This is a genomic window from Streptococcus mitis SK575 (assembly GCF_000257865.1).
GTDB lineage: Bacteria > Bacillota > Bacilli > Lactobacillales > Streptococcaceae > Streptococcus > Streptococcus mitis_CQ.
This window is the reverse complement of sequence record NZ_AICU01000054.1, coordinates 77,277-103,329: the sequence shown is the minus strand read 5'-3', so window position 1 is coordinate 103,329 and position 26,053 is coordinate 77,277. Positions and strand designations below refer to the sequence as shown.

20 protein-coding genes are annotated in these 26,053 nt (G+C 38.5%); 1 reads left to right on the top strand and 19 read right to left on the bottom strand.

The genetic code is table 11. The features are described from left to right. Positions 1–139 precede the first annotated feature (139 nt). Both HMPREF1048_RS12460 and HMPREF1048_RS06985 read right to left on the bottom strand, forming a co-directional pair. Positions 140–4,606: a ZmpA/ZmpB/ZmpC family metallo-endopeptidase gene (locus tag HMPREF1048_RS12460; protein WP_004248790.1), complete on the bottom strand. Its 4,467-nt coding sequence runs from the start codon at positions 4,604–4,606 to the stop codon at positions 140–142. A gap of 201 nt (positions 4,607–4,807) precedes the next feature. Continuing rightward, complete coding sequence (locus HMPREF1048_RS06985) at positions 4,808–5,692, bottom strand: SPFH domain-containing protein (protein ID WP_004237018.1); 885 nt, start codon at positions 5,690–5,692, stop codon at positions 4,808–4,810. A 258-nt stretch (positions 5,693–5,950) separates the two neighbouring features. Between HMPREF1048_RS06985 and HMPREF1048_RS06980 the strand changes: the two genes are divergently transcribed. Next, on the top strand, positions 5,951–6,808 hold the full coding sequence (locus HMPREF1048_RS06980) for a 5'-nucleotidase, lipoprotein e(P4) family (RefSeq protein ID WP_000844828.1): 858 nt from the start codon (positions 5,951–5,953) through the stop codon (positions 6,806–6,808). Positions 6,809–7,440: 632 nt separating this feature from the next. Here HMPREF1048_RS06980 and adcA read toward each other — a convergent pair. The 17 genes from adcA to glpK form a co-directional block, all read right to left on the bottom strand. Continuing rightward, complete coding sequence (adcA, locus tag HMPREF1048_RS06975; protein WP_000723944.1) at positions 7,441–8,946, bottom strand: zinc ABC transporter substrate-binding lipoprotein AdcA; 1,506 nt, start codon at positions 8,944–8,946, stop codon at positions 7,441–7,443. 9 nt (positions 8,947–8,955) lie between these two features. Further along, entirely contained in the window at positions 8,956–9,762 is an 807-nt protein-coding gene (locus tag HMPREF1048_RS06970; protein ID WP_000950038.1) for a metal ABC transporter permease, read from the bottom strand. Then, a complete protein-coding gene (locus tag HMPREF1048_RS06965; protein ID WP_001269496.1) occupies positions 9,755–10,459 on the bottom strand; it encodes a metal ABC transporter ATP-binding protein in 705 nt (234 codons plus the stop codon). The genes HMPREF1048_RS06970 and HMPREF1048_RS06965 overlap by 8 nt, the downstream gene beginning before the upstream one ends. Then, the gene (gene adcR, locus HMPREF1048_RS06960) at positions 10,459–10,899 is read right to left on the bottom strand and encodes a zinc-dependent transcriptional regulator AdcR (protein WP_001249314.1); all 441 of its coding nucleotides are present in this window, start codon (positions 10,897–10,899) and stop codon (positions 10,459–10,461) included. The genes HMPREF1048_RS06965 and adcR overlap by 1 nt, the downstream gene beginning before the upstream one ends. A gap of 149 nt (positions 10,900–11,048) precedes the next feature. Next, the gene (dltD, locus tag HMPREF1048_RS06955) at positions 11,049–12,317 is read right to left on the bottom strand and encodes a D-alanyl-lipoteichoic acid biosynthesis protein DltD (RefSeq protein ID WP_000919883.1); all 1,269 of its coding nucleotides are present in this window, start codon (positions 12,315–12,317) and stop codon (positions 11,049–11,051) included. Beyond that, positions 12,310–12,549: a D-alanine--poly(phosphoribitol) ligase subunit DltC gene (gene dltC, locus HMPREF1048_RS06950; protein WP_000351967.1), complete on the bottom strand. Its 240-nt coding sequence runs from the start codon at positions 12,547–12,549 to the stop codon at positions 12,310–12,312. The genes dltD and dltC overlap by 8 nt, the downstream gene beginning before the upstream one ends. A 13-nt stretch (positions 12,550–12,562) precedes the next feature. After that, positions 12,563–13,807: a D-alanyl-lipoteichoic acid biosynthesis protein DltB gene (gene dltB / locus HMPREF1048_RS06945; RefSeq protein ID WP_000969717.1), complete on the bottom strand. Its 1,245-nt coding sequence runs from the start codon at positions 13,805–13,807 to the stop codon at positions 12,563–12,565. Continuing rightward, entirely contained in the window at positions 13,804–15,354 is a 1,551-nt protein-coding gene (gene dltA, locus HMPREF1048_RS06940) for a D-alanine--poly(phosphoribitol) ligase subunit DltA (protein ID WP_000066717.1), read from the bottom strand. Before dltA ends, dltB begins: the two co-directional genes overlap by 4 nt. A gap of 20 nt (positions 15,355–15,374) precedes the next feature. Beyond that, the gene (locus HMPREF1048_RS06935) at positions 15,375–15,506 is read right to left on the bottom strand and encodes a teichoic acid D-Ala incorporation-associated protein DltX (protein WP_000813667.1); all 132 of its coding nucleotides are present in this window, start codon (positions 15,504–15,506) and stop codon (positions 15,375–15,377) included. A 136-nt stretch (positions 15,507–15,642) separates the two neighbouring features. After that, the gene (locus HMPREF1048_RS13370; protein ID WP_198429568.1) at positions 15,643–15,816 is read right to left on the bottom strand and encodes a hypothetical protein; all 174 of its coding nucleotides are present in this window, start codon (positions 15,814–15,816) and stop codon (positions 15,643–15,645) included. Then, complete coding sequence (locus HMPREF1048_RS06930; RefSeq protein ID WP_025171924.1) at positions 15,813–16,991, bottom strand: ryptide export MFS transporter; 1,179 nt, start codon at positions 16,989–16,991, stop codon at positions 15,813–15,815. The genes HMPREF1048_RS13370 and HMPREF1048_RS06930 overlap by 4 nt, the downstream gene beginning before the upstream one ends. A 210-nt stretch (positions 16,992–17,201) precedes the next feature. Beyond that, positions 17,202–18,779, bottom strand: coding sequence for an ATP-binding cassette domain-containing protein (locus tag HMPREF1048_RS06925; RefSeq protein WP_000670463.1), 1,578 nt, complete (start codon positions 18,777–18,779; stop codon positions 17,202–17,204). Positions 18,780–19,047: 268 nt separating this feature from the next. Then, positions 19,048–20,352 (bottom strand): radical SAM protein, encoded by a 1,305-nt coding sequence (locus HMPREF1048_RS06920; RefSeq protein WP_001197959.1) that lies wholly within the window; start codon positions 20,350–20,352, stop codon positions 19,048–19,050. Between the two features lie 153 nt (positions 20,353–20,505). Continuing rightward, positions 20,506–21,369, bottom strand: a complete 864-nt coding sequence (locus HMPREF1048_RS06915) for a helix-turn-helix domain-containing protein (RefSeq protein ID WP_000713268.1) — start codon at positions 21,367–21,369, stop codon at positions 20,506–20,508. Between the two features lie 510 nt (positions 21,370–21,879). Next, a complete protein-coding gene (locus tag HMPREF1048_RS06905; protein WP_000980822.1) occupies positions 21,880–22,584 on the bottom strand; it encodes an MIP/aquaporin family protein in 705 nt (234 codons plus the stop codon). 69 nt (positions 22,585–22,653) lie between these two features. Further along, the gene (gene glpO / locus HMPREF1048_RS06900; protein ID WP_000395954.1) at positions 22,654–24,480 is read right to left on the bottom strand and encodes a type 1 glycerol-3-phosphate oxidase; all 1,827 of its coding nucleotides are present in this window, start codon (positions 24,478–24,480) and stop codon (positions 22,654–22,656) included. 41 nt (positions 24,481–24,521) lie between these two features. Beyond that, entirely contained in the window at positions 24,522–26,030 is a 1,509-nt protein-coding gene (glpK, locus tag HMPREF1048_RS06895; protein WP_000076797.1) for a glycerol kinase GlpK, read from the bottom strand. Between the last annotated feature and the right edge of the window lie 23 nt (positions 26,031–26,053).

Below are 26,053 nucleotides of genomic sequence, written 5' to 3'. Positions count from 1 at the left end.
AGATTCTATAATTTGTGGAAAAGTCTGAAAATCACTCCATATTCAATCAAACTGTAATTTGCAATAAACAATACAAACCTCAAAAGAGACCAAAAAACACCTCTCTGAATGTTCATTCCAGAGAGATGTCCCTTTTGTCTTAACTATTGTAAATCGACTGTCTAAAGTCATCTGAATCTTTGAGATAAGCTTTATAAATCGCTTTTTTCAGTTTTTGAACTGGTGTTTCGATAAATTTAAACTTTTTAGCCGTTGTATTTCCTGCTGTTATCTGAGCAAGTTCTTCTTTAACAGCTTTATTCATAAGCTCTTGTAATTTTTCTTTACTATCAATCACTTCTTCTTTTCCGTTGTAATTTATAGTAATTGGTTTTAACTTACCTAATTTCTCAACACGCTCAGTTATTTGCTCTTTTTTGAAAGCTGCGTAAGATTTTCCTAAAATGTTATCGAAAATATATTTATCAGATAACGGTTTGCCTTCTTCTTCAGCTTGTTTTTTAAACTGATTTGACACATAAGGAACAAATCCTTCATAGTAGCCCAAAGTAGCCATCAATTCAAAGGCTTGTTTTCTAAAGGTGATATCCCCACTCATACCAGAGTCATTTTGACTAACACCATAAATGGTATCAAACATATCAACAGTATAGTAACCATTTGCTGCAATTTTACCTTTATCTAAAAAACCAGCAATGATATAACGATTGACCAGGATATGATTGTCAATCAAACTATCAATATCTGTCAATTTTTTGGCATCTTCTAAGGTCAGAGCTTGAATCTCCTCACTCTTATGAGTCGGTTTAACTGCTATATTACGGTAATCTACCCAAGTTCTAGGACCTGTTGAAGGAATCGGCATTATTTTTTTGAAATAACTCATCTTGTCTTCAGCAGATAAGCCTTTACTTGCCTCTGCTTCTAGGTAATCTAGAGTATAAAGGACATCAAAACTTCCCTTCATATAAGATTGCAAATCTTCTGCCGTTTTAAATCGATCAGGTGTTTTATTGTAAAATCCATTCTTATCACTCTCATCATACACAAAGTTGAGATTGAAATAAGTATCCTTTTCTGGATTATAGGAGTTTTCAAAAATACCACGCGCATAAAACTCTGCTCCTGTACCATCTCGACGACCGTGATTATTAAACAAGACCGTTCTATCTAGTAAGTGCGTCATTTCATGAGAATAAGTAGCTGAACCTCTATCATCCAGAACCCTATCTATAAAGTAACGGACACCTAATCCATTGGCCTCAGCTCCCACCTTACTTACTGGAGAATAGTAATTCATAGGAGTCATAAATTGGTCGACCCCCTTATCAGCTCCATTACCAGCAGCTGATGACCAAGTGCTATCAATCTGGGCATTCGGATTACTTGTATATTTCTTCATCGTATCAATAATCAAGCGATTTGTCAGCAACTTATCACGATTTTCTGGTTTTGTTATACGATAAAGAGTATCAACATAGTTGGCTTGTTGTACAGCCGCTTTCTCAATTAAAGACTTGACTCTAGCAAGCTCAGCCTGATACTTAGTTGGATTAGACTGGGCAAGAGAAGTATCTATATAGGAACCAATATTACCATAGGTAATTGTCGCCATATTACTAATCACGTAAACATTTGGTTCTTTCACATTTAAAAGTCCCAAAATAGCAGCCATATTAGCCTCTTGTTTACGAAGATCCTTTTCTCCAGCTGTCAACTTGCTATACAGCCCGACATGCGCTGAAGGATTTTCCTTAGATGATTTTTCAACAATCATAGCTTGGCTAGATTTTTTAAGCCAAGTATCCGCATCATCTGACGTAAAGAGTTGGCGATTGCTGTCTAAAAATTCCTTCAAGCTAGCCTTACCTGTAATGGTAGATAAATACTTTGTAAATGTTTGAGGACTATTGGTCAATTTCATCTCTTCATAAGACATGGATCCTAATTTTTTCAAACTATCCAAGGCGGTCATTGTCTTATTACCAAATGAGCTTGGATTAAAGGCCAGAATATCACGAATATTCGTGTCCCCAAATTGAATATTATAAAAACGATTGATATAAGACAGTCCCAACAAGATCTGCTCTTTGTATTGCTCAAGCTCTTGTTTGACCTTACTGCGATTTTCAGGGGTATCTCCTATAATTCCCAAAGTATGTGAGGCTATCTTTTTGAAACTTGACTCAGCTTGCGTCTTCGTCTGATCAAAGCTTTCTTGAATTGATAGTTTTTGAAGATACTCTGTGCGCAACATATCTTTGATTTCTTGGTCAGTGATATTTGGGTGTGGTTTTCTGAGCGCAATTCTCTTTGTTATAATATCTCGAGGATCATAGGTAGGCTCTAACTGTGCTTTTAGTTTACTGTCATGTAAGAAGTCTACTGACCTCGCGCTTGTGGTCAGAGCAGACACATCCACAGCATCTTCTCTCTCACTATTTGCTGGAAGGATGTGTGGTTTATCCTCCTGACTACCAACTAAAATAACTCTCGGTTTCATTGGTTTTGTTATTTGACTCACTTCTTGAGGATTAACCAATTCACCAGTTTGTTCATTGATAGCGTAGGTTCTGGTAAGTGTATTCTCACCAACTTCTCCTTCAGATGCTACCTTTTCTATATTTTTAGCAAGTGAAGAATCCTCTCTTCGCTCCTCAGTAACAGCAATCGGTTGTATTACTTTTTCCACATTACCAACTTGAATCACTTTATCGACTGCTGGATTTACTTGTCTAGTAGTGTCAGATACCGTCACCTGACCTGTTGCCTTATCTAATTGATAACTCGTCCTAGTTTCCACCAAACCATCATGCCCTGCAACCGCTACTTCCTGTCGTCTGAACTCCAAAGCAGGATTCACTTGGTAAATCGTTTTATGAGATAGGACAGTAGTTTCAACACTCGGTTTAGTTCCAACTTCTACAACTTGATCAACTTTGTTAACTACTATTTTGACAGTTTTATTCTCAGAAATATTTCCACTTGCTTGATCTTTAGTATAGGTAGTAGTAACTTGTTCTTGTCCCTCAACACCCGGAATTTTTACTCTTGTAACGCCGTGGTCTAGTTCCTCATTCTTTTCATAAACGGTTTCATAAGGAACAGCTTTGGTCTCCACTTTGGTCTGAGGAAGTTGAGTGTCTTCTTTATACTCTGGGAGATTCTCCTGTATCTCAGGCTCACTGGAAACACCGCCTTCATAAGAGGGAAGGGACGGTTCCACCAAGGATTCACCAGAAACACCGCCTTCATAAGATGGAAGAGATGGCTCTACCGAAGGATCGCCGGAAACACCACCTTCATAAGAGGGAAGGGACGGTTCTACTAAGGACTCACCGGAAACACCGCCTTCATAAGAGGGAAGGGACGGTTCCACCAAGGACTCACCGGAAACACCGCCCTCATAAGATGGAAGGGGTGACTCTACCAACGATTCGCCAGAAACGCCACCTTCATAAGAAGGAAGCGCTGGTTCTACCAAGGACTCACCGGAAACACCGCCTTCATAAGAGGGGAGTGTTGGTTGGACTTCCGGGGCTGTGCTTATGCCATTTTCTTGAGGTTCCTTCTCTTTTGTCCCGACAAAAATCACCTGAGTAACTGGTTCACGAAGCACTTCTCTCCCTACTTCATTTCGCGTAACAATACCATCGACAACCCTTACTTCTGTTAAGATTCGTTCTTGTCCCTTGGCACCTTCTATAGAAATTCTTTTTTCTCCCTTAGCCAGAGTTGGGTCAGACTGAAATTGAGTTTCAAACTCTATCTCCCCTACCCTAACTTCCAGTTCTGGCTTGTCTTCAATAACAGTTTTCATTCCTTCATCTGGTACTTTTTTAGACTCAATACTCATACTTTTTTCAGGAGATGGATTTAAAACAGGCTCAACTGCGTAAGATGGTTGAGGAGATTGCACAAGATCTTTAGTCGAGCTAAAATGAGATGTAGTCTGTGGTACAATCTTCTTAGATTGAGGTTCTGAACTTTCCTCCTTTTGAGATAATGCTGGCGACTCTACCTTATCAACAGAAAGTTCCTTGCTAGCACTATCTCTTACCAAATAATATCCCGTAAATTCATATCCTTGGACTGTTTCAGGACTTGGTAAAAACTGACCTTCTACTCTCTTAACAAGGGCTGGTTGCAATTCTACCAGATTTTCTAAAGCAGAGATGGATGCTCCCCAACCACCAACAGCAAAGACGCTCACAAGGAAGTAAGACGCTCCCTTTTTTCTCTTGATTAAAGTGAAGGAAAGCAATAATAATCCTGCTCCCAAGATAAACATCCCATCATTAGAAAACAGACCTGTTTCTGGTAATCTTGTAGCCAATTTTCGATAGACAAAATAGTATTCTTTTCCCTCTTTTACCTCAATCTTATTTTCTTCAAACCATTGCAACTCAGATTTCAGCTTTTCAGGTAAATCCTGCTCATCCAAGTAATGACTTGAAATTAGTGTTGAAGTCGTTTCTGTAGCCTGTACGGGTTGAACCCCCATACCAGCAAAAAATAAACTCGTTCCCAGCAAGACCGAACAAGCTCCTATTGTATATTTCCTCAAAGAAAAACGCTGTTTTCTCTCAAATTGAAATTCTTTCATTCCATATCCTATCATTCATTATTACTGTATATTTAGTATATCAGAAATAGTTTGTATTCACAAATCTTTCTAGTTATTCCCTTATCATTCCAAATTAAGGGAAACAACATACAATAATTTTAGTTAAATGTATATCAATGTTCTTTGCTTTTCTTAACAAATGCAATGCAAAAAGAGCCTGTTACCAAGCTCTTTAGTCTATTATTTCTTCTCAGCACGGAGGGCTGACAAGATTTGTGTACGGATATCATCTACACCATTTGGCGTATTTGGTAAAAAGATGGTTTGATTTCCTTTAGAGGCAAAGGTATTCAAGGTATCCAAATACTGGTTGGTCAAGAGGATGGACATGATTTGCTCTTCTGTCATGCCAACATTGGCTTCCTTGAGTTCTGTGATAGACTCTGCCAATCCATCCACAATCGCCTTACGTTGTTGGGCAATCCCCACACCATGGAGGCGATCTTTTTCTGCTTCGGCTTCAGCTGCAGTGACGATTTTAATCTTGTCAGCTTCTGCCAATTCTTGCGCTGCGACCCGCTTACGTTGCGCCGCATTGATTTCATTCATGGATTGCTTGACTTCTGCATCTGGTTCGACCTTGGTAATCAAGGTTTTCACGATAATATAACCGTAAGTAGTCATTTCTTCCGCTACTTGGTGTTGAACTTCAAGGGCAATCTCATCTTTTTTCTCAAACAATTCATCCAAGGTTAATTTTGGAACAGAAGAGCGAAGAGCATCTTCGATATAAGATTTAATCTGAGATTCTGGACGCATGAGTTTATAGTAGGCATCTGTCACGCTCTGTTCATTGACACGGTACTGAGTCGCCACATTCATCATAACGAACACATTGTCCTTGGTCTTAGTCTCAACCACAATATCACTTTGCAACAAGCGCAACTGAATCCGCGCTGCAATCGAGTCAATCCCAAAAGGCAAGCGAATATGAATACCGCTATTGGCAACCTTTTGGTATTTCCCAAAGCGTTCAATAATCGCCACCGACTGCTGACGAACCACATAAACTGTACTCAGTGTGACTATCAGCAATAGGAGCACACAAACCACCACAAAAATCATCAAAAATGTTGCCATTATCGTGACCTCCATTATTATTTTTTCCTGTATTATAGCACATTTAAAGAAGACTGTGCAGTTTTTACTGCGATTTTTCCTGAAATGTCAATAATTAGAGGTGAAACTACATTTCAAGTTAGTAATCGCTTTTTTCATTACATTAACTTCTATAGAATCTACATCAATGGTCAGGGAATAACTTGCCTTAACTTTTCTCTCGTGCTATACTATTTATTGAAATGAATAAATAGGAGATATTTCATGAAAACAGCAAAAACTACTGTTACAATCCTTTCTGCACTTGCTTCTGTCGTCTTATTGGCTAGTTGTGCAACAAAGTCTACAGAAACACAGACAAGCAATAATAGCTCATCTGATAATCAGATTACATTGACATATGACCAACTACGGTCAAGAGAAAACACTATGTCAACCCTTTGGTATCAAAAATCAGCTGAAACTAAAGCTTTATACATACAGGGTTATAACGTTGCAACAAATCACCTAAAGGAATTGCTCAAAACAGAATCAGACAAACCTTACTCTATCGTTTTAGACTTGGATGAAACTGTCCTAGATAATAGCCCTTATCAAGTACAAAATGTTAAAGACGGTACAGCATTTACACCCGAAAATTGGGATATTTGGGTTCAAAAAGCTGCAGCAAAAGCTGTCCCAGGTGCCAAGGATTTTCTTCAGTTTGCTGATCAAAACGGTGTCCAAATCTACTATATTTCTGACCGCTCAGCTAATCAAGTAGATGCTACTATTAAAAATCTTGAAAGTGAAGGAATTCCTGTTCAAGGACGTGATCATCTCATGTTCTTAGAAAGTGGTGTAAAATCCAAAGAAGGTCGTCGCCAAAAAGTTCAAGAAAAAACAAATCTTATCTTATTATTTGGTGATAACCTCGTAGACTTTGCAGATTTTTCTAAGACTTCTGAATCTGACCGTGATAAACAACTTGAAGAATTACAAAAAGAATTCGGTGAAAAATTCATCATCTTCCCAAATCCAATGTACGGATCATGGGAATCAGCTGTATACGGTGGTAATAAACTAGATGCTAAAGGTCAAGTAGAAGAACGCCAAAAAGCCTTGCAAGGTTTTGATAAATAAAACAAATAAGCTGATTCTACCTAAAATTAGGCTAACTTACAATCTTCAAAAAGTGGATAGGAGGGAATTCTGATAATCAGAAAACTTTCCTATCCACTTTTATAATTAATATAACATCAAGCTTTTATACATCTGATACTATACGTTTTTTGATTTTAACGATTTTTTGCCTATCCCCTATACTTCAAGAATTAAGCAATCTTGATGATCTAAATGTAGTGTGGTATACTATTTTTGTCATCGGTTACCGATTACGTTCCTATGGGTTCGTGAGAGGAGGTGAAACTAATGAGCCTTATCATAGAGCTCGCTCTTACTATTATAGCGGATGTCATAGCAGGAATTATCTTGTATTTCGTCTGCAGATGGCTAGATAGTAAGGACTAGACCGAGTGACTAGCCTATCAACATCCGTTAAATCGCTAAGATACGTCAAAAAAGCCCTTAACTATCGCACTAGTTAGGGGCTTTGGTGTTCTAATGAACCTTATCAATTAACTACATTCTAGCATATAAACCCCGATATTTCAAGAGTTTTATTTATTTTTTAAAGTTCTGTGAGGTCTATAGTGAAGTTAACCAATCTAGTACCCCAAAAACCGACTAGCTCTTATGAACTAGTCGGTTTCTTATCAATGCGCCAACATTTCTTGGGCGATTTCTTGGCCAGATAGGTTATCTGGGTAGTAGGTTGGCCAGTTATCCATTTCTTCAAAGAGGGCTTCTTGGCTTGTGCCTCCAAAGAAGATATGGAAATGTTCTGCCTTAACTGGGGCGATATTGTGGTCGCTAAACTGAACATACTTGAACTGTCCAGCATCAGCATCTGTCGCTTCAAAGAGGAAGCGCACGCCACGATTGCCTTTCTTGTAAGTTAAGATTTTCTTACCAACATACTTGTAGGTGAATTTCTTACTTTGTCCACCTTGAACAAATTCCATAGTATTATCAGTGATATTAATCTTAGTCACATCTGTCTGATAGCCTTTTGTATAGTAGGCCTTGTACTCAGCCTGAGTCATCTTACCAGTCAACTTAGCCTTGTAGTCAAAGACTTGATCAAACGTACCATCTTCAAGGAAAGGATAAACTGATTGCCAGTTACCTGCATAGTCACTCAAGGTGCGGTCCTTGACGTCTGCATCCTCGAAGTAACCATTTTGAACTGTCTTGGTATCCTCTGCCTTTTCAGGCTCAATTGCTGGGCCTTCTTGGTCCGTTGTTTGTTTCAGAGCCTTGAGGTTTTTCTCCATCACGGAGATGTAGTTTTCGCCAGCCTTGGTATCCTCTTCTGTCAGACTTTCTAAAGGATTAAGGACATCTGTTTTAACACCTGCTTCTTTTGAAAGTGTGTTAGCAAGTGCTTGTGAAGCATTTTCTTCAAAGTAGATATAGGCAATTTTATTTTTCTTGACGTACTCTGTCAATTCTGCCAGACGAGCAGCTGATGGTTCTGCATCTGGAGAGAGACCTGAGATTGCGACTTGTTTGAGTCCATAGTCCAAGGCAAGATAGTTAAAGGCTGCGTGTTGAGTCACAAAGCTCTTTTGTTTGGCTTGAGACAAGCCTTCTGCATAAGCCTTATCCAAGGCTTGCAATTTTTCGATATAGGTAGCTGCATTCTTCTCAAAGGTCTCTTTTTTATCCGGATAATCTGCTGACAAGCTATCACGGATGTGCTCTACAAGTTTAATGGCACGGACTGGTGATAACCAAACATGGGGGTCAAACTCATGGTGATGGCCTTCTTCTCCATGGTCATGGTCTCCCTCTTCTTCCTCACCACCTGGCAAGAGCAACATATCACCTGTCGCCTTGATGGTTTTCACCTTTTTCTTATCCAAAGTATCTAGCAATTTAGGAACCCAAGTTTCCATGTTTTCATTTTCATAAACGAAGGTGTCTGCGTCTTGGATTTTGGCAACTGCCTTGGCAGACGGTTCGTATTCATGAGGTTCTGTACCAGCACCGATTAGGAGTTCTACATTTGCAGTATCTCCTGCGACTTGCTTGGTAAATTCATAGACAGGGTAAAAGGTTGTCACAATATTTAGTTTGCCATCTGCCTGCTTTTGATTAGAACAAGCCACTAAAAACAAGGCACATAGACTGGCTAGCAAGAAGCTAATTTTTTTCACGTTAGTCTCCTATTTGATAAAACGTCTTACTAAACTGATCAGTAAGAAGACAGTTACAAAAATAATGGTAATACTTGCGCTTGCAGGTGTTTCTGCATAGTAGGAAATGTAGAGTCCTGCCACCATTCCCAAAAATCCAATAGCACTGGCAAGCAGCATAACCGATTTAAAGTTTTTCCCCAGACGCAGGGCAATACTAGCTGGTAAGACCATGATAGTCGATACCAGAAGAGCTCCCGCAGCAGGAATCATAAGGGCAATGGCCACCCCCGTCACCATGTTAAAAAGAATGGACATGGTACGAACTGGCAAGCCATCCACAAAGGCCGTATCCTCATCAAAGGTCAAGATATACATAGGACGAAGGAAGAGGAAGGTCAAAATCAAAACAACCGCCGCAATGACAAAGAGGGAAATAACCTGCTCTTCGCTGATAGTCACGATTGAACCAAAAAGATACTGGTCCAAACTCATAGAACTAGAGCTTTTACCCTTACTCATGACAATCAGAGAAACAGCTAGTCCTGTCGACATGAGGATAGCTGTCCCGATTTCCATAAAACTCTTATAAACCGTACGGAGATACTCCAGGAAGACTGCCGCAATCAAGACAATGGCAATCGTAGAAACAGTCGGAGAAATCCCTAGTACCAGACCAAAGGCTACACCCGAAAGCGAGACATGGCTGAGGGTATCACTCATCAAACTCTGACGACGCAAGATAAGGAAGGTTCCCAATACCGGCGAGAAAAGACTCATAGCAATAACAGCTAGAAATGCACGTTGCATAAAGTCATAAGATAACAAACTAAGCATGGCCCACCTCCTGATCATTCTCATGAACGTTGAAACAACGCCATGGTGAGTCTTGGTTACGGACTAGATGGATATTGCGGTCCGCGTAGTCCTTAACTTCTTCAGGGTCATGGGTAATCATCAAAACAGCCTTGCCATGATGATGGGCGCTGTGGTGCATGAGTTCGTAAAATTCATTTTTACTTCCTGCATCCATTCCCGTTGTCGGCTCATCTAGGATAAATACATCTGGGTCAGAGGCAAACATACGCGCGATCACCGCTCGCTGCTTTTGTCCTCCAGATAGAGACCCCAAGCGTTTGTCTCGGTGTTCCCACATACCAACTGAGTCCAAACTAGCCTTGATATGCTCCTCATCATGAGCATTCAAACGACGGAACCAGCCTTTTCGCGGATAGCGACCCGACTTGACAAATTCATAGACCGTACTTGGAAAACCCGCATTAAAACTGGCAATCTGTTGAGGAAGATAGGCTATTCTCAATTTCTTACCCTGCGTATTTGTCTTTGAAATAGTCACCTTGCCAATGCGTGGTTGGAGGATTCCAAGACTGGCCTTGATTAATGTCGTCTTAGCCGCTCCATTTTCCCCAGTCAAGGTAACAAATTCCCCACTATCAACACTATAATTGATATGTTCAAGAACTGGCTCCTTATCATAATAGAAGGATAAATCCTCTACCGTAATATATCTCATTATTTGATTTCTCCTACTAAAGCAGTCAAAAACCGCTGAATCACTTTTTGTTCATTTGGAGTAAACTGAGTTGCCACTTGCTCATAGGTTAAAAGTGTATGCTCATGGTGATGGTGGTGCTCCTCAGCAATTGGACGAGCCAAATCAGTCAACTGATAAAAAATCACACGCGCATCCTTAGGATCTTTAGATGTTTCCAACATCCCTTCCTTGACCAAAGACTTAATGGCCTTGGTAACTGCCGCCTGACTGACATTGAGACGACGAGCCAACTCTGAATTTGTTAAAGATTCCTCTGACAAGAGCATGAGGATATGCTCCTGGGTATTGGTCAGGGCCACCTCGCTAGTACAATGACCTATTAGGATTTCATGCTGATTTTCCGCCTGCAAAATCACCTCATTCAAAAAGCCATCGATATCCTTCGCTAGCTGTCTCATATCTGACTCCTTTCCTTTTAGACTTCTCTTTTTTAAGAGAAAAATACTATTATTTGACATTTTGTTTACCAGTTAATTATATCACAAGCAAAAAAAGAGTCAAGAAAAAACGTGAAAACTAGTTTCATTCTTGAACTCTTCTATATTATCTATTGAAATTCTTTGACATCTCCATCATAAGTCGCCCAATCTTTGCTGAAAAAGCGCTCATTCAGATGGTAAGTCGGAGATGGTGTGGGATTGGATAGGAAAGGATCAACTGCCTTGTCAAAAGCCAACCAGCCCAACCAACCAATATGAATTGTATCTTTTACAAAATAAGGTTCAGCACCATTTTTTGAAAAATCTGCTATATTGGTAAAACCTTGGCTTTCTAACTGGTAACGAATTTTTTCAACTGCATGTTGATACATATCTTGATTTAATCCTGTATAATCCATCCATTTTTTATTAACAGGTTGAATCACAAACAATACATTCACTTTTGAATTCGCAAATTGATTCAAGACTAATTGCAAGTCATTATATTCGGATGATTTTAGAAAATTATAATTTTTCTGATAATCCTTCCACTTGTTTAAATCTTTCTTTACTTGCGTATCATAGAAACGATTTTCCATTCCCATATCATTATTCGTGGTATTTGCTTCAGCATCTTTTACAGCGATTTCTCTCAATTCGTCGTAGGAAAATTTATCTGGCAGGTCTTTTAAATACTTCTCCACGCGATCTCTATATTTTTCTCCATCATTCACTGACAATTGTCCAAATAGAAATGATTGTTTTTGGTTGAATCGTGCCAATGTATCTATGAGTGTCTTATCTATTTCTGAAAGTTGCTCACCCTCGGTTATTTTTTTGACTATATCTCCCAATACTACATTAGGATACTTTTTCATTAAACGCGAAGCGGCGTAACGACTTGACACATCTCCAGACTGATTTTCCAAAAAAGCGCCCAATTGATCCGTGTTAAAATACCTACGAAAAACTGCAGGTTCATACTCCGTTTCTGTAAACCACTGAGGAGAAATAACAAAAACAGCTTGTTTATTTTCTAGCTCTGGCAATATTTGCTGCATACCAAAGTACTGATTCAAAGAAGCTGCTCCTGCTTGTCCTAAAAAATAGGGTCTATACGAACGATTGTACTTCTCCGCTAAAACAGCTGGATGCATACTATCAAATCGAATCCACTCACTAGAACCAAAAAAGGGAATGAACCGTAGACTTGGGTCCGAAAGAGCTCTCACTTTCTGAAATCTTTCTCTAAAACTTTGTGTACTAATCGCTGCTGCATATCGTTTTTCTTCTGATAAATTATAACTTTTACTAGTAGGATAAAAGAAAATGAGCAGAAAAACCAACAAACCAGCTATCAAGACCGGTCCGAAGATCATCCATAAGCGTTTAAGCATTTTGTAGCTCCACAATACCAGCTATGATTTTATTAGCTGTATTCCAGTCATCGCGACCAAACTCTGTTACAGGGACACGAATGTCAAAACGGTTCTCAATCTCCACAATTAATTCAACCGTTCCCATACTATCCAAGACACCTGCATCAAAAAGATCTTCATCCATCATGTCAGAAACATCTTCCATAAACAACTCATCAATAATTTCGATAACTTCTGATTTGATATCCATATTTTATTTCCTTTTATTTTTTAAACCATAAATCATTCAAAAATCCAGAAAAGATTAAGAATGACAGCATGACGACATGGAAGGTGACAACCATGCCAAGCAACTGAATCCAGCGATTCTCAGGTAGGGAAGCCTTCCCTGCTTTTTTCCGTTCCTTATTGAGCGTTTTTTTCTTGCGAATCCAGGCATCATTGATCACCAAGCCCAGTCCATGAAAGAGTCCATAGGCGATGTAGTACCAAGTCACTCCATGCCAAAATCCCATGATTAGCATATTGACAACGTAGGCCACACTTGAGGTTACATTGCGATTTTTAAAGACCTTCTTTCTGGTCAATACCATGACCATTCGCATAAAGACAAAGTCACGGAACCATAAAGAGAGACTCATATGCCAACGATTCCAAAATTCCTTTAAATCCCTTGATAAAAAAGGTTTGTTAAAGTTGATAGGGCTACGAATTCCCATCAAATTTGAAACGGCTAAGGCAAACATAGAGTAACCTGCAAAGTCAAAGAAGAGCTCCAGACCAAAGGTATACATGACTGCCAAGGCATAGAGATTAAAGAAGCCACCTGACTGCAAGGCTAGATTCTTCAGAGGAGGCAACAAGGTCTCTCCTAAAACATGAGCTAGGATAAACTTATACAAAAAGCCCCACATGATATAGCGAACAGATTCATCCAGCATATCCATCAACTCATCTCGCTCAGGAATGGTCTGGTAATTTTCATTAAATCGCTTAAAGCGATCGATTGGACCACTTGAAAAAGTCGGCATGAAGAGAAGGAAACGAAGGAATTCCCAGAGGGTAAAATCCTTAATCACTCCATCTCTCAGCTCGATGATAATCCCAACCGAACGAAAGGTCAGGTAAGAAATTCCCAAAAACCCAAGTAAAGACTGCGTTCCGTTGATAGCTGGTTGCACCTTGACAAAGATAATCGGAAGTAGGGACAGAAAACTAACTAAGTAGAAGACCCACTTGCCATCCTTACTTTTTCGATAGTGCTTGTAGAATAGCAAGAGCAATATTTCCCAGCACAGATAAATACCCAAGGCAGCTAATTGATTGGTCTTCCCACCTACCAACATGGTGACGATAAAGAAGAGACTAACCAGTACTTCATACCAGGCAAAGCGTTTCTTGAAAAAGAGACCAATAAAGATGAGCAAGGTTGCAGCAATCACATAAACAAAATACTGAGGATTGCCATATGGCTCTAAATGAGGAAGCTGTTGAAAGAACTCCATCATCTCTTATTCACCTCGTTAATCAATCCTTTGATATCAATTTTTCCATTTGGAGTCAGTGGCAAACTATCTCGATAAAGGAATTTAGACGGCATCATATAGGACATCATGATGTCTGTCAAATCTTCCTTGATGGCCTTAGTAATATCGATATCACGCTCAAACTGCTCACGAACACCGTCTTTTAAGATGACATAGGCCAGTAGATTTTGTACCTTGTGGTCCTTGTTATAACGTGGAACTGCGACAGCAGACTCGATAAAGCGAGACTTGTTGAGGTTTTGAGAGACATCTTCTAACTCAATGCGGTAACCGTTGAACTTAATCTGGAAGTCCATGCGTCCGCCGTAGAGAAGCAAGCCCTCATCTGTCATGGTTCCCACATCGCCTGTGTGATAGGCTGGCAGACCTTCAAACTCAAAGAAGGCTTCCGCTGTTTTTTCAGGATTGTTCATATATCCTTTTGAAACAGCTGGCCCAGAGACAATGATTTCTCCCTGTTCGCCATTTGGCAGTTTATTTCCTTCCTCGTCAATGATAAAGGTTGGAGAATCAGCCTTGGTATAGCCGATTGGTAGGCGTTTGAGAGTCGCCAACATCTCGTCTGTCACAGCAACAGCTGACAAGGCTACTGTCGCTTCGGTTGGACCGTAAGCATTGATAATACGGGCATTTGGGAAACGCTCACGCAGTTTTTGAGCTGTTTTAACCGTCAACTCTTCACCATCAAAGTAAAAATGCGTGATGCCAGGCATTTTCTCGCTATTAAAGTCTTCTGACAACATGGCCATATCTGCAAAAGAAGGGGTTGAGGTCCAGATAGCGATTGGCAATGAAAAGATGGTCGCAAAAAGTTGCTTAAAGTCCTGAGTAATGGCTGAAGGAAGAGCAAAAAGCGTACCACCAAGTGCCACGGTCGGCGCCCAGTACATGACAGACAAGTCAAAAGAATAAGGTGGCTGAGCCAGCATTTGTGGACGACTTGGCGTCGCAAATTCCTTATCCATAATCATCCAGTTAGTAAAGCTGAGGAGGTTATCATGGGAAATCTGCACTCCCTTTGGCTTACCAGTCGTACCAGAAGTAAAGATAATGTAGTAGTTATCATCGCCCTTGACTGGATGCGTGATCTCATAGCTAGTCCCTTGAGCAAAGGCTTCTTGAACCTGAGCTAGAGTCATCATTGGTGTAGAAACCTGCTCTAATGGAAAGTCTGAAATGGCAATAATCAAACTTGGCTCTGCCACTTCTAAAATAGCCGAAACTCGCTCCAAGGCCGAATGGCTATCAATTGGAATGTAGGCGTGACCTGACTTAGTCAAGGCTACAAAAGTTGCCAACATTTCATATTCTTGGCCACCAAAAACAACCACAGGAGACTTCTCAGGCAAGCCTAGTTGATCAATGGCTGCAGCCAAACTATCCGAATCAGCCTTCAAATCGCCATAAGTGTGTTCCTGCCCCAAAACATTGTAAACAGGATAGTTAGGCTGTGTCTGAGCAAAATGCTCAATGGTTTCAATCATATCTGCTATTGGTTTATTTGACACAATAGGAATTCTCCTTCAAGTTAAAATTCATTATAGATAAAGCTTCCTTGACCCTGACCAAGATAGCTAAAGAAGTAAAGCAGCCCTAGAAAGATAAGAAAATACAAGGCTGTCCGACCAAGAAAGAGGTACAATTCTTTTCTCTGTTTCATCAAGAAAAACCATTCATTTCTGTAATTTTTACTAAATAAGATGAACTCTTACTATAGTATTTTTCTACTATTGTACCACTTTCTAGGGTAATTTTTCAATTGTTTGCCGTACATTTTCACTAGATTTCAGTTTATTTTAAGAATTATGCGGTTTTTCTATGTATATTTCAAATAGAGTGATCCTGAGCAAAAACTCAATTTCAGTAGAAAATGAAGGGAATCTTTCCATAATAAAACGCACAATGTCAAGTTTTTCACCTGATACTATGCGCTTTTCTAATTTTTCAAGACTTTTTAACCAGTCTCTCATTTAAAATAATCTCGTCTGATATAAATTAAAATAGCTTCTATCATCAGACAAATGGCTGATATCCAAAAACTGATACTAATACCAAAACTCTCAGTAATATAGCTCATTAGCAAAACAAATACTGAAAATGCTAGTGTCGAAATCACTTCAAGAACAGAATAGACATTAACCAAGTTATTTTCCTCTACTGTTTCCTGAAGAAATACACTTTCAGGAACTTCTTTTAGTTGCGATAACATACCAACTAAAGCTGAAAATACTAAAAACATCTGTGCATTTGGAAAATATAGAATAGTCAGTGTCACTATTGCCATGGCTACAAGAGGAAAAAGAATACTTTCCCATTTAGCAGCAAGAAACTTTTCAGATAGCCTAAAAGCAATTAAGCCACTAATTATAATCCCGATAGAGTATGCTGTATTAGAATATCCCCAGTAACTTTCCGTTTTATTTAATAACTCAGTTACAAAGACAAGTATGATAGAAGAAACCCAAATCGTATTTGAGAAAATTTCAAATAAATTTGCTGATACAAAAAGTCTTAATCTAGGATCTCTAGCAACTAACTTCCAACCTTTGAGCAAAATTTCAAGATTAGTTTCTGACTCTAACACCTCCACTTCAGCCTTAGGCAGAAATAACATCAGAAAGCTAGAAATGATATACAAGATTAAAATGATAAACGTGGTAGGTAACAGACCAATTGTTGCAAATAAGAGTCCACCTAATCCCCAACCCACCAATTGAACAGCTTCACCACTCATTGATAAGGCTGAATTAGCCTTACCCAAATCGGTCGCATAGCGCGGCACAATAGCATAGGAAACAGGTGCTGCAAAACCATCTAATATGGAAATTGCAACAACAAATAGATAGGTTACCAAAGGCGCTATGGATTGCATTACGGTAAACATTCCTACCAGTATCGCCAATAATATAGTCTTTCCAAATTGGGATAAAGATAAAACCCTATTTAGCGCTATCCTTTTAGTAACTAAAGGAACTAAAAGACTCGCAACAAAAGAGGATATCCCTATTAAAATGGGAACTAGTGATGTGGCAATTACTGATTTTGAAATAATGTATATGTTCGCAATGATTGTTACTCTAAAGAAAATATCTGCTAAATTTGCAAACAATTGAGAGACTAACAACTTAATAAATGAATTAGACATGTAACGCTCCCATAACATAAAAATATTTAACTGATAAATGGTAGACTAGACTTTGTTTGATAACTATTTGACACAAGATTAGGTGGTCAGAAATTGAATTTTTAACATTCCAACTTAGCCATAGTTTTTAGTTTTCACATCTTTAAATCAGCTAAAACAATACATAATATACATATATATTATATCTAGCAAGATGCCGAACAAGTCTATTTATTTTATTCTATATTTTCCCAAATCAATTACTTGATTATAAACCGTTTCTGAATCAATATGATGAGCAACTTCAATCAAAATGATAGGCAACTGCAAAAGTAACTGGCGCACTTGATATGCATTGTCCTTGTCTAAGGATGATGTGACCTCATCCGCCAACACAATGTCTTTTTGTCGAAGCAGACAGCGAACTAATTCAAGTCGTAAACGTTGTCCACCTGAAATGTTTTCTCCATTATTTACCAGTTGATAATCCAAGATATTGGTGATTTCATTCGTTAAACCAACTTGTTCTAGGCAACAGAGTAATTCTTTATCTGAAATCTCCTGTCCTAATGTTAAATTTTCTCGGATTGTCCCATGTCTGAAAAATGGATTCTGAGAGATATAAGCGATATTCCCTTGATAATGAGTAAATTCTCGACCTGATTTATCACGTACGATAATTCTACCACTATTCGGACTTATCTTTCCTGCTACCAATTGTAGGAGAGTTGACTTTCCGGTACCACTAGCTCCCTTTATTAAAACTTTACTTGGCTTAGTTAGTCTAAGTGACAAATCATAAAAGAGCACTTGCTCTCCAACCTGTTTTGAAACGCCCTCCAAAACTAGCTCAGCTAAAGATTCGACTGTCGGATATGATGTTTCTAAACAAGATTCTTCCAATAATGAAAATATTTTTTCTTTCACTGTTTGCGATCGCTGTATATCAGATATGCTATACATAATTCTTTGAATAGGTCCGCTAAGATTCATTGTAGCTATATACATAGAGACCAAACTAGCTGTTGTTAACTCTATACCACTCTTTTGTAATAAAAGACCAAGTGCAAGAGGTAGTACCTGACTAAGGAATTCTAAAGGACCATTGAAAAAATAAACGACATTACTAGTCCATTCATTTTTCCAACGAGCATTCTCGTAACACTCGTTGTTTTTTCTCATCTTAGCAAAGTTTTCTTTACTAGCACCATAAAAATATATCGTATCTGCTCCCTTAAAAAAATCTCCTACAGATAGATGAAAAGCTTTTTGCATTTCCGAAAAATTTGCACCACTTTTCATTAAACGATTATTCATTACCCATTGAGGTAATGGTCGAAGAAAAGAAAACACGATAAAAACAAGACCAAGCCAAAAATTTTGCACCAAAATAAAAACAATCGTTGTACAAAGTATAAAAACTCTTCCAACTATCATATCCAGGGGTAAAAAGAAGCGATTATAGAGCAGTTCCATATCTTGTGTAACAATTGAAACTTTTTCATCATATACAACGTTTTCTTTCAAAAATAGTTTCTTAATAAGCTGATCTTTTAACCGAATTTGCAGATGACGCTGCAGATTATTACTGACAAAATTTGCTAGCAACATCGTGCTATAAAAAAACAGGTGTAAACACAGGCCATATAAAACAAAGTATGAAATTGTACCAATTGTAAGTTGCTCTTCACGAATATTCAATAGCTTATCCAATAACAATGGCTTTATTAGAGCCATTCCGCTATTCAAAAGCACTCCTATTAAAAAATAGATAAAAATATTAGTTTTAATGTATTTTAGAAATTTCATAAATAAGCCTATCTAAAAGAAAGCGAATAGATATAAAAGCCTCAGTCTAAAAGTTATAAATAAATTAACTCCAACTGAGACTATACAATAATTTAATTAACCTATATATGATGCTGTTTATTAAGAGTGACTACCTCCTGAACTAGACTAACTAAATTTCGATTTATATTTTAAAAATCAATCTAAAACTCATTTCCATCTTCATCGCAATAATGATCACGGAATACAAGTGTATCAAGTTGAGTAGTACTCTTATTTTCAATTACAATCATCTTTTCACCCCCTCTCTTATTGCATCAAGATAATCACAATATTCCTTATTTAACATAAATAATTCTAGATTTTTATCAATTTTCTTTTTTATTTGATTGCATAATGTTCTTTGCTTATTACTTCTATGTTTTGGCGGACAAAATCCTGATTTACAAATTAAAGCAATAGGACACTGCTTACAATCTGAATCCATGTTTAAGTGCCATTTATCAAACTTTTCTTGATTAAACTTACTATGTACACTTCCAAATATATTAGATTTAGAATACAAGGCGACCGTACAAGTTTGAATCACACCCTTTACATTAATTGTATAGTGATTTTTTCTATTTGCATAACAGTTGAACAAATTTGTTATTATACTTCTAGCAGCAGGAACATTATAACCTTTTTTTATGGCAAACTTTGATAATTCAAAACTAGCATCTGAATTAGGTAATGTCACTTTATAATTTTGGGCACGCTCCCCACAACCCCAACTACCTACATTATAAAAATAAAATCTAAATCGTTTATCATGCTTAAAATATTTCCCATCTGAATCTAAAAAAATCTTAACATTATTAAAATTTTCTTTCGATATATTAAATCTTAAATTACAATAAAAATTCAAATTTGAATTTTGTAAACCTTTGATATTCTCGAGTATCTTGATATATGATCCCTTTCCATTACGCAACACTCTTTGAAAATTATGACTTTCCTCATCTCCGTCAATTGTTATCTGAAAATTACTAACTCTATAGTCTAAAATCAACTGATGAATCATTCGTTCATTAAGTAAATATCCATTAGTTGTTATACTAGCAGAATAATCAAGTCCATTTTGAGAGCAAATACTAATAAACTTTTCTGAAAGATTCTTTATCGTTTTTAGTCCCAATAAAGGCTCTCCTCCAAACCATGATACATGTAAAGATTTAAACATAGATTCAGATAATAGTTTTTCTGTAAATTCAACTATCGCAATCTCTGTTTCTCTACTCATTTTTATATTTTCAAATTTTTCATAACAATATTTACATCTAAAATTACAGTCTCCATGTGTTAAAATTGTAAATTCTAACGTCTCCGTTTCACTATTTCTAACATAATCTATTGTATTCTCGAATTCATTTTCTTCTTGAAAATAATTATACTTATTCAAATAATTTTCATATTGTTCCTTAATCTCTAAATCATTTTCCATAACATCTTGTAAATCATTTGTAATGAAAAAAGAATGATTATTTTTACTATTGAAAAATAATTCTCCTGTTTCACTTTTCTTTCTTAAAATATATGGAGATAGAACTTGCATATTAAATACCTCAAAATTCATAATTATGGTGACAACTTCGAAAAATCCTATCGCTCAAATACAATGAACTGATAAAACAACCGTAATTGAAATTTCTAAAGACAATTCTACCAAAATATTATTTCGAGATACTTCCTTTCCCATATCTGCGTATTACTTTTTACTTGCTAAAATTTTTTCTAAGTGCCTTTCATAATTCTTTGCCAAATGGTTACTTCCCGCTAATTTCATTGCTCCAATACACTTCCTCATTTCAATAATTGCTTTACAATCCATCTCTTTTTTATAGCGATATAGATATTGGGCATACTGAAATACCAATCGCTCATAAATTTCAGTTTCAGTGAAAAAGCATTGGTTTAGTCGTTTTTCAAAATACAAAGCATCAAGAAATTTTCCTCTTTCAATACATGTGATATACCCGTTCAATAGCATAGATGAAATCAGTCGTCTATTATTAGGAATTTCTTTATAAAAATCAGAACGTCTAGACATCTCTCTAGCCAAAAGCATGAAGACATCGTGTTTTAGGACATCTAAAGTATTTGAAAAAATCAATAATTCATAGTATCCCCAATATTCAACACTAAAGAGATAGTCAGTTAAATAAGATAAATCATCACCAGAATAATAAGCTTCTCCAGATAAATCTTGTAAACGAATTTTTAATAAAATAATGTTAAGCTTATGAAATTTCTCTTGTTTAGAATCTGACTCCATCTGAGAATAAAGTAGTTTTTTCAACCCATCAACATCATGATTTGATACAAAATGCCTAACCTTTGATAAGAGTTCGTTCAGTTCATCACGATGAAAATCATGAACAGCATACATAAATTCATCAATAGGCATGTTAATTTCATCCAAAATAGCCATAAATTTTGAAATGGTTAAATCAGTCTCTCCCTTTTCAAAACGTGAGAGCTGTGATGTTGATATACCAGCTTTTTCGACATCTTTTAAGCGAAACCCTCTCGATTCTCGAAACTTTTTAAAAATTTCTCCAAATTTTTTCATAGCATCTCTCCAATAAGCATATATGGGAATAGTTTTTAATTTTTAATATTTTAGCATAAAATAGAAGAAAATAAAAGTGAGGTATTTCACATGAAAAAACAAAAACTATTGCCTTTATTATTCCTAATTTTAGGAGGAATTATGATTATCGTTGTTGGCTAGTACTATGAAGTTAGTTATTAGAATACTTACATCTTCAATCGAAAAAGAGACTGGAAAAAAGTCTTAAAATCAAAAAACGCATAGTATCAGGTGTTGAAAAACTTGATACTATGTGTTTTATTGTGAGAAGATTTACTGTATCTTTTGCTGAAATTGAGCTCTTGCCTAAGCTCTATCAAAATAATTGTTTTCTAATACTCTTCGAAAATCAAATTCAAACCGCGTCAACGTCGCCTTGCCGTATATATGTGACTGACTTCGTCAGTCTTATCTGCAACCTCAAAACATTGTTTTGAGCAACCTGCGGCTAATTTCCTAGTTTGCTCTTTGATTTTCATTGAGTATAAACTAGAAAAGTGAGAATACAAGAACGGCCAAGGCTGCACCGATAACAGGTCCCACAACAGGAATCCAAGCGTAAGACCAGTCTCCGTCTCCCTTGTTTGGAATTGGAAGGATACTGTGCATGATACGAGGTCCAAGGTCACGTGCAGGGTTCAAGGCATAACCTGTTGTCCCACCTAGTGATAGACCGATACCGACAATCAAAGTCCCCACCGCAAAGGTTCCGATACCTGCCTGAAAATCGTAAAGTCCCAAAGCAAAGATTGTCAACACCAAAACAAAGGTTCCAAGGATTTCACTGATCAAGTTAGAAACTGTATCCTTGATGGCTGGCCCGGTACTGAAAGTTGCCAGGATATTACCTGCATTTTCTTCTGCCTCATAGTGAGGTTTGAATTGCAACCAAACCAAAATCTGACCGAGCATAGCCCCTGCGAACTGAGCTAGGATATAAGGGAATACTGATGCCCAAGGCAAACCACCTTTCAAGGCCACACCAATGGTCACAGCTGGGTTTAAATGAGCTGGACTGAGCTTGCCAGATACAAATACTGCAACCGCAACTGCAATCCCCCACCCCATAGTAATCACAATCCAACCTGAGCTGTTGCTCTTGGTTTTAGGAAGAACCACACCTGCAACAACACCATTTCCTAGAAGAATCAGGATTAAAGTCCCCAAAAATTCTCCAAATAATTCATTCATCATCTTTCTGTCTCCATTAAAAAGAAGGGGCGGGCGACAAGGAGTCCTGCCCTCCACCTCTTTTATTTTTTCTTAATTTTTTAATTCTGCTAAATCGTTGTTAGCGAGAGCTGCTTCAACGTCAGCACGGTAAGCTGCTTTTTCTTCTTCTGACCAATCATAGAATCGTCCCATTTCATTCAAAACTGGCTCAACGATGCTATCCAAACTATCACGCATAAAGAGCATGTGGTTGGTACGACGAAGGAGGAAGTCAACTGGGCTCAGAGCCAACTCATTGCGCATTGCATAGTGAAGGGACAAGGTATCTGCCAAGCTGAGTCCTGGCGCTTGTTCCAAGCTGTGAGCAAGGGCAAAGACTTTCGGTGCATTTGAACCGTAAAGATTTGCTAGGTAATGAGCTTCCTTGCTATCCAAACCACGTGACACTCCAAGTTGCGCAAAGGCTTCGATTTCTGAATCCACATTTGCTGGGTTCAATTCCCCACCTGAAACAGGGTAAGTCTTAGAGTTGATGAGTTTAAAGCTGCGGTCAAATTCTGCTTTGAGAATGTCAACCACGCGCTCCATAGCTCCTTCAGCCATCTTACGATAGTCTGTGATTTTACCACCAGCAAGGGTCAAGAGGCCATTGTCATCTCGGTCCAAGCTCGAACCACGTGAAACTGCAGATGGATCCAAATGTTTCTCAGAGGTACTGCTTTCAAGCTTGCTAACAGCAGCCTCTACATCTTCACGAGTTTTTTCTTTAGAGAGGTAAGATTCAACAGTCGCAATCAAGTTGTTAAAGCTTTCATCACTGATGGTTCCGTTATTTCCTCCATTGTAGTCAGAAGCGCTATTGCCTGCGATCAATGGACGAAGGCCTGCCCAGCTACTTTCGATATCATCAATGGTGATATTGGCTTCTGGGAAGCGGTTGTTGACAATGCCAAGTAGATAATCTACATCTTCCTGCGTCACTTTTGGATGTTCCAAATCACCTGTGTAGTCTGTATCAGTTGTACCAAAGTAAGTCTTGTTTTCACGTGGGAGAACAAAGACCATACGGCCATCACCCAAACCTGTGTCAAAGTAAACTGGCTGTGAAACCTTGATCTTGCTTGAATCCACTACCAAGTGAACTCCCTTAGTTGGACGCATTTGTGAGAATTGTGTTCCCTTATTAGACAAATTGCGTACCTTGTCGCTCCAAGGACCTGTCGTGTTGATAACCAGACGAGCCTTGATTTCAAAGACTTGGTCTGTCAACAAATCACGAGCTACGACACCTGTAATCTTGCCACTTTCGTCAAAGAGGAAGCCTTCTGCCTTAACGTGGTTGGCAATGAGGGCACCGTCTTGATTGGCACGTTTGATGTTTTCAATCACGAGACGCGCATCGTTATTACGGAAGTCAAGGTAAACCCCACCTCCTACCAAGCCTTCTTTCTTCAAGTTTGGCTGGCGTTCTAAAACTTCTTCCTTGCTCAAAACCTTGTTAGCAGCTGGTGTGTTGCTAACACCTGCCAAAAGGTCGTACAAGTCCATAGCTACTTTGAGACGGAAGAGGCTAAAGGTTGCTCCATCTTCTTCATAAACTGGTAAAAGCATTGGATCTGGTTTTGGAATGTGAGGTGCAATTTGTTGTACCACTGCACGTTCTGAAACTGTATCTGATACCACTTCTACGTCGAATTGTTTGAGGTAACGCAGACCTCCGTGAACCAATTTTGTTGAACGACTGGATGTTCCTTCTGCAAAGTCTTGCATTTCAATCAATCCAGTCTCAAGACCGCTAGCTGCCGCCTGCAAAGCTACACCAGCCCCTGTGATTCCTCCACCAATAATCAAGAGGTCCAGGGTACGTTCCTGCATTTTTTTAATTGATAATTCACGTGTTTTCTTTGAAAATTCCATATTTACACACTTTCTAACTAAGTCGCTTTATTCTTCCAGTATTAGTCGTCTACTTCCGCAAAGACTTGGGTTGCTTTCACAGCCTTCTTCCAACCCTTGTAGAGTTGTTCCTTGCGAGATTCGTTCATAGATGGCTCAAAGAGTTCTCCTGTCTCGTTCAAGAGTTTCAACTCATCCAAGTCTTTCCAGTACCCTACTGACAAACCAGCTAGGAAGGCTGCTCCTAGAGCTGTTGTTTCCAAGTTTTTGGCGCGTGCAATGTCGATTCCCAAGATGTCAGCTTGGAACTGCATGAGGAAGTTGTTCATAGCTGCACCACCGTCTACTTTCAAGACCTGTATAGCTGTCTGAGCATCCACTTGCATCGTATCAATGATATCACGCACTTGATAAGCAATTGATTGAAGAGTTGCCTTGATAAAGTCTTCCTTACTTGTTCCACGAGTCAATCCAAAGACAGAACCGCGAGCATTTTGGTTCCAGTATGGAGCACCTAGACCTGTAAAGGCTGGAACGACATAAACTTCATCATTGTTGTGAGAATCACGAGCGTATTTTTCAGATTCTGGTGAATTTTCGACCATGCGAAGTCCATCACGAAGCCATTGAATGGCACTTCCTGCGATGAAGATAGAACCTTCCAAGGCATAGTAAACCTTGCCATTGATTCCGTAACCAATCGTTGTCAAGAGGTTATTTTCAGACAACTGCATCTCTTCACCAGTATTCATGATGATGAAAGAACCTGTTCCATAAGTATTTTTAACCATACCAGGTTCAAAGGCCAACTGTCCAAAGAGGGCTGCCTGTTGGTCACCAGCCATACCTGAGATTGGCACTTCTCCACCATAGAAATGGAATGGGGCTGTCTTACCGTAGATTTCAGAGTTAGAACGAACTTCTGGCAACATAGCCTTAGGAATGTTGAGAATTTCCAAAATCTCATCATCCCATTTGAGTTCTTTAATGTTATAAAGCATGGTACGAGCTGCGTTTGAGTAGTCCGTCACGTGAGCCGCACCGTCAGTCAATTTCCAAACCAACCAAGTGTCAATAGTACCAAAGAGCAATTCCCCTTTTTCTGCTCGCTCTTGAGCGCCCTCTACATGGTCCAAAATCCAACGAACCTTGGTCGCAGAGAAGTAAGCATCGATGATCAAACCAGTCTTTTCATGGAATTTTTCCACATAACCTTGGCTTTTCAGTTGTTCAGCCAGAGGAGCAGTTTGGCGTGATTGCCAAACGATAGCATTGTAGATAGGAAGGCCTGTTTTCTTATCCCAAACGACCGTTGTTTCACGTTGGTTGGTAATACCGATTGCCTCAATCTGACTTGGTTTGACACCACTTTCGATGAAAGCACCCGCAATAACTGACTGAACAGAGTTCCAAATTTCATTGGCATTGTGCTCAACCCAACCTGCCTGAGGGAAAATCTGAGTGAACTCTTTTTGACTCGAGCTAACCTTTTCTCCTTTTTTGTTGAAAATAATGGCACGAGAACTTGTAGTTCCCTGGTCAATAGCCATGATGTATTTTTCTTGTGACATGTGCTGTCCTCCTGATAAAGATC

Excerpts from the sequence above, each read along its gene's own strand:
- HMPREF1048_RS12460 (WP_004248790.1), bottom strand. The coding sequence starts at position 4,606 with ATGAAAGAATTTCAATTTGAGAGAAAACAGCGTTTTTCTTTGAGGAAA.
- HMPREF1048_RS06985 (WP_004237018.1), bottom strand. The coding sequence starts at position 5,692 with ATGATTTTTGTGGTGGTTTGTGTGCTCCTATTGCTGATAGTCACACTG.
- HMPREF1048_RS06980 (WP_000844828.1), top strand. The coding sequence starts at position 5,951 with ATGAAAACAGCAAAAACTACTGTTACAATCCTTTCTGCACTTGCTTCT.
- HMPREF1048_RS06970 (WP_000950038.1), bottom strand. The coding sequence starts at position 9,762 with ATGCTTAGTTTGTTATCTTATGACTTTATGCAACGTGCATTTCTAGCT.
- HMPREF1048_RS06965 (WP_001269496.1), bottom strand. The coding sequence starts at position 10,459 with ATGAGATATATTACGGTAGAGGATTTATCCTTCTATTATGATAAGGAG.
- adcR (WP_001249314.1), bottom strand. The coding sequence starts at position 10,899 with ATGAGACAGCTAGCGAAGGATATCGATGGCTTTTTGAATGAGGTGATT.
- dltD (WP_000919883.1), bottom strand. The coding sequence starts at position 12,317 with ATGCTTAAACGCTTATGGATGATCTTCGGACCGGTCTTGATAGCTGGT.
- dltC (WP_000351967.1), bottom strand. The coding sequence starts at position 12,549 with ATGGATATCAAATCAGAAGTTATCGAAATTATTGATGAGTTGTTTATG.
- dltB (WP_000969717.1), bottom strand. The coding sequence starts at position 13,807 with ATGATGGAGTTCTTTCAACAGCTTCCTCATTTAGAGCCATATGGCAAT.
- HMPREF1048_RS06935 (WP_000813667.1), bottom strand. The coding sequence starts at position 15,506 with ATGAAACAGAGAAAAGAATTGTACCTCTTTCTTGGTCGGACAGCCTTG.
- HMPREF1048_RS13370 (WP_198429568.1), bottom strand. The coding sequence starts at position 15,816 with ATGAGAGACTGGTTAAAAAGTCTTGAAAAATTAGAAAAGCGCATAGTA.
- HMPREF1048_RS06930 (WP_025171924.1), bottom strand. The coding sequence starts at position 16,991 with ATGTCTAATTCATTTATTAAGTTGTTAGTCTCTCAATTGTTTGCAAAT.
- HMPREF1048_RS06925 (WP_000670463.1), bottom strand. The coding sequence starts at position 18,779 with ATGAAATTTCTAAAATACATTAAAACTAATATTTTTATCTATTTTTTA.
- HMPREF1048_RS06920 (WP_001197959.1), bottom strand. The coding sequence starts at position 20,352 with ATGCAAGTTCTATCTCCATATATTTTAAGAAAGAAAAGTGAAACAGGA.
- HMPREF1048_RS06915 (WP_000713268.1), bottom strand. The coding sequence starts at position 21,369 with ATGAAAAAATTTGGAGAAATTTTTAAAAAGTTTCGAGAATCGAGAGGG.
- HMPREF1048_RS06905 (WP_000980822.1), bottom strand. The coding sequence starts at position 22,584 with ATGATGAATGAATTATTTGGAGAATTTTTGGGGACTTTAATCCTGATT.
- glpO (WP_000395954.1), bottom strand. The coding sequence starts at position 24,480 with ATGGAATTTTCAAAGAAAACACGTGAATTATCAATTAAAAAAATGCAG.
- glpK (WP_000076797.1), bottom strand. The coding sequence starts at position 26,030 with ATGTCACAAGAAAAATACATCATGGCTATTGACCAGGGAACTACAAGT.